The organism is Polaromonas sp. (genome assembly GCF_012927415.1).
GTDB lineage: Bacteria > Pseudomonadota > Gammaproteobacteria > Burkholderiales > Burkholderiaceae_C > Polaromonas.
Window position 1 is genome coordinate 1 of the sequence record NZ_JABBPF010000207.1, and the last position, 3,376, is coordinate 3,376.

Below are 3,376 nucleotides of genomic sequence, written 5' to 3' on the forward strand. Positions count from 1 at the left end.
CAACAATGACCCGTGGGACCACCATGTGCGCTCGTCACCGGCAGGGATGGGGCAGTTCAATGCCTCCAATGCAGGCTTTGAGTTGCGCCTGGAGGGCAAGCCCGACGGCAAGGCGGCCAAGGCCAGCGACATCGTGCTCGACAAGGCCGGGGTTGTCGGCGCGACGCTGATGGGCTGCTTCATTCACGGTTCGATGCGCGGCTACATTTACGCCAGCGAATCCCCCTGGGCTGCCAAGACTGTGCAGGACGGCATGGCTTCTTTCGAAGACTTGCCCGACGGAGCCGCCCAGGTCAAGGTCTGGCAGGCTGACCAGCTGGTCGACCTTGCACCCCAGTCCTATGTTGTGACGGCGTCTCCGGGCAAGATCAGCGTGCAGTTGAGCGTGGTGCCGCGCCGTCGCCGGACTTGAGGAAAATCAGCCTTCGGTAGCTGCACCGTCCGCCGCCAGCTCGTCATCACCGGCTCCTGGGCGACCGAGCTGCCCTTCGGACGCAGCCCGGCACAACGTTATGACCAGCCAGGTAAGCATTCGCTGACATCTAGCCTTTTTTGACTCGCCTCCAACACCGCCGGTGACAAAATTAATCTGGCGAAACGTTGACGTGAACTTTCACCAAACTTACAGTAAAGCCTCTGTACGGAGGCTTTTATGTCAGTTCACTCCCGATCTTCCCGCCACCACAGGCGCCGCATCACGCTGATGCAAATGGAGCGCGTAAAAAACTGGCACATCGCCCAATGCGGCAGGCACCCCGCGGAACGCCAGATATGGGAGGCCGTGATGACCCTGTGGGTCATGGGCTGGATCGGCTGGTTGCCCGCCTATGCCTTTGAGGCCCCTTGGGCTTATCCCCTGTGCCTGCTTGGCATCCTCGCGCCACGGCTCTATGTGGGCTGGCGTGCAGGCGCCCATGAAACGCGGCGTCTCAGGTGTGACTGGCTGGACCAGGTGAGCTGATTTACAGTGCGGACATGAATCCAACCCGCTGCTTTTCACTTACTACCAGTGAGCACATCGCCCACTTGGTTCTCAATCGCCCGGAAGCGATGAACACCATGAACCCGGCCTTCTGGCGAGAGCTGGATGCGGCGCTGACGCAGATCAACAACGCGGGCGAGGCCAGAGTCCTGCTCATCTCCAGTACTGGCAAGCACTTCAGCGCGGGCATGGCGCTGGAAACCTTTGCTGGCGACATCGCAATGGATGACCAAAGCCCCGAGGGTCGTGCTGCCATCTCTGACCTGCTGGCCGGCATGCAGGCCACCTTTACCAAACTGGAAACGTTACGTGTCCCGGTGATCGTTGCGATTCAGGGCGGCTGCATCGGCGGCGCGGTCGACATGGTGACGGCCTGCTGCTTGCGTTACGCCACGGCCGACGCGTTTTTCTGTATCCAGGAAATCAACATCGGCATGGTTGCCGACGTGGGCACCCTGCAGCGCCTGCCCAAGCTGATTCCGCTGGCGGTCGTGAAAGAGCTGGCTTACACCGGCCGCAAGCTGGGCGCGGCAAGGGCGCAAGCCTGCGGCCTGGTCAATGAAATCTTCGAAACGGCAGACGCCATGCTGGCCGGCGCCCTCCAATGCGCGAGAGAGATTGCCGCCAAGCCGCCAGTTGCGATCTGGGGCACCAAGCAGGCGATTCACTATGCGCGCGACCACCCGGTCGACGAGGCGCTCAGGCAAATGGGCTGGTTGCAGGGCGCGATCTGGAGCAACCAGCATGTGCGCGAAGCGGTGAGTGCCATGAAGGAAAAGCGCGCGCCGGCTTTCCCAAAACTTGCAAAATTGACTGATTTTGATGAATTAGGGCTGTAGTCCAATGAATATCGATATTGATTGCTATTATTAATATAGCAATATTCTTTTATAATCAACTCACCCGCTGCCAGAACCACCAGGCCGCGAGCAGCACCAGCAGCGCCGAGCCGCCGCGCACAACCACCGTGGCGTACCACGACCTGCCAACGACCGCCTGCGACACCAGCACCCAACCCAGCACCGCAGTCAGTTGACCGGCTTCAACCCCCAGGTTGAAGCCTGCCAGTGCCCACGGCAACAGCCCTCCCGGCGCCGCGGCTTCCAGCAGCAGCCCGGCAAACCCATAGCCATGCACCAAGCCAAACAGCAGTGCCAGCACATCGACGCGAATCCACTTCACCGGGTGCAGGTTGAGCAGCGCGGTGACGGCAATCGACAGCGCAATCGCCGGCTCCACCCACAGCGGCGAGGCCTGTGTCAGGCCAAAGGTCGCCAGCATCAGGGTGATAGAGTGGCCAATCGTGAAGGCGGTCACGGTGCGAAGCAGCGCCAGCCAGGTGGCGCGGCGGCGGCCAGTTGCTGTGACCCCGCCAGAATTCTCACGCGAAGGGGCGGCGGGATGGCTGCGCAGCAAACTCAAGCGCAGGGGTAGCACCAGCGCCAGCAGAAAAGCCAGATGGTCGTAACCCTGCAGCAGGTGGTGCATGCCCAGGCCGAAATAGTCGCGTAGCGTTGACCAGCGGCCAGATGCGCGGCCCGCAGCCGCCTGCGCGCCGCCTGCCGTCCCCTCCACCTGCGTGCCGCCCTCCGGACTCAGCAGCAGGCTGCCCTGCTGCGGCGACATGGTGCTGAGCAGGTCCTTGCCGCCAATGCGGCCCGCCACCAGTAGCCGGTGGGTGGCATCCTGGTCTCTCAGCAAGCTGTATTTGAAACGCAGCGCTTGATTCAACGGGCAGCGGGCCCGCGCTGTTGCGCGCAGATAGACGCCGTCACTGCGGCGCTCCAATCCATCAGCCTGCCAATGCAGCGCGCAGGCGGCCTGGGTGCCGGCTGGCACATCGAGCTGCGCCACCTGATCAAACAACGCCAATACCTGAGGCATCGCCGCCTTGACTTCGCCCCATGTCACGCGGCCGTCCGCATTGGCGTCAAGCGGGACGACCAGATCGAGATCGCGAATCGCCACGGCCAGCACCAAGCCGAAATCCCTGATTTTTTCGGCATTGGCGGATACGCCCGGATTCGCCGATGGCTCGAGCTGCTGAATATCAAGGTAAGCATCACTCCCCTTGTGCGCCAGCGCCGGCGCGCAAACCAGTCCCAGCCCGAGGCCAAGGCCGATTGCCAGCCGCCGGCATAGCTGCAGGCGTGTCTGCAGCGCGCGCATCATTTGGCGCCCTTGGCCGCCGCCGCGTTGGCAGACAGCAGCCGCGCATCACGCAGGCCCGCAGCGCGAATCGCACTTTCAATTTCAGCCTGCGCGGCGCCGTCTTTCGCCAGCCGGGCGCTTTGCAGTGCCACCCACCAGTCCAGCGGTTCGCGCTGCAGCCGCAGATTGCTTCTGGCAAATTGCAGCGCCTGCGCCGCATCTTCGTCCAGCCAGAGCGCGGCA

3 protein-coding genes and 2 pseudogenes are annotated in these 3,376 nt (G+C 62.8%); 3 read left to right on the forward strand and 2 right to left on the reverse strand.

Translation table 11 applies throughout. From position 1 onward, the window contains the following. The 3 genes and pseudogenes from HHJ19_RS16990 to HHJ19_RS17000 form a co-directional block, all read left to right on the forward strand. Positions 1-412 (forward strand): annotated as a pseudogene (locus HHJ19_RS16990) (plastocyanin); the annotation flags it as partial. A gap of 240 nt (positions 413-652) precedes the next feature. Continuing rightward, positions 653-961: a hypothetical protein gene (locus HHJ19_RS16995; RefSeq protein WP_296909044.1), complete on the forward strand. Its 309-nt coding sequence runs from the start codon at positions 653-655 to the stop codon at positions 959-961. A gap of 14 nt (positions 962-975) precedes the next feature. Next, on the forward strand, positions 976-1,821 hold the full coding sequence (locus HHJ19_RS17000; RefSeq protein ID WP_296909045.1) for an enoyl-CoA hydratase-related protein: 846 nt from the start codon (positions 976-978) through the stop codon (positions 1,819-1,821). Positions 1,822-1,876: 55 nt separating this feature from the next. Here HHJ19_RS17000 and HHJ19_RS17005 read toward each other — a convergent pair whose 3' ends face one another. Together HHJ19_RS17005 and HHJ19_RS17010 are read right to left on the reverse strand one after the other, a co-directional pair. After that, the gene (locus HHJ19_RS17005) at positions 1,877-3,154 is read right to left on the reverse strand and encodes a HupE/UreJ family protein (protein WP_296909046.1); all 1,278 of its coding nucleotides are present in this window, start codon (positions 3,152-3,154) and stop codon (positions 1,877-1,879) included. Continuing rightward, positions 3,151-3,376, reverse strand: a pseudogene (locus tag HHJ19_RS17010) (hypothetical protein); the annotation flags it as partial. The gene HHJ19_RS17005 and the pseudogene HHJ19_RS17010, both read right to left, overlap by 4 nt.

Bases quoted from the DNA above. Each gene is read 5' to 3' on its own strand.
- HHJ19_RS17000 (WP_296909045.1), top strand. From the start codon at position 976: ATGAATCCAACCCGCTGCTTTTCACTTACTACCAGTGAGCACATCGCC.
- HHJ19_RS17005 (WP_296909046.1), bottom strand. From the start codon at position 3,154: ATGATGCGCGCGCTGCAGACACGCCTGCAGCTATGCCGGCGGCTGGCA.
- HHJ19_RS16995 (WP_296909044.1), top strand. From the start codon at position 653: ATGTCAGTTCACTCCCGATCTTCCCGCCACCACAGGCGCCGCATCACG.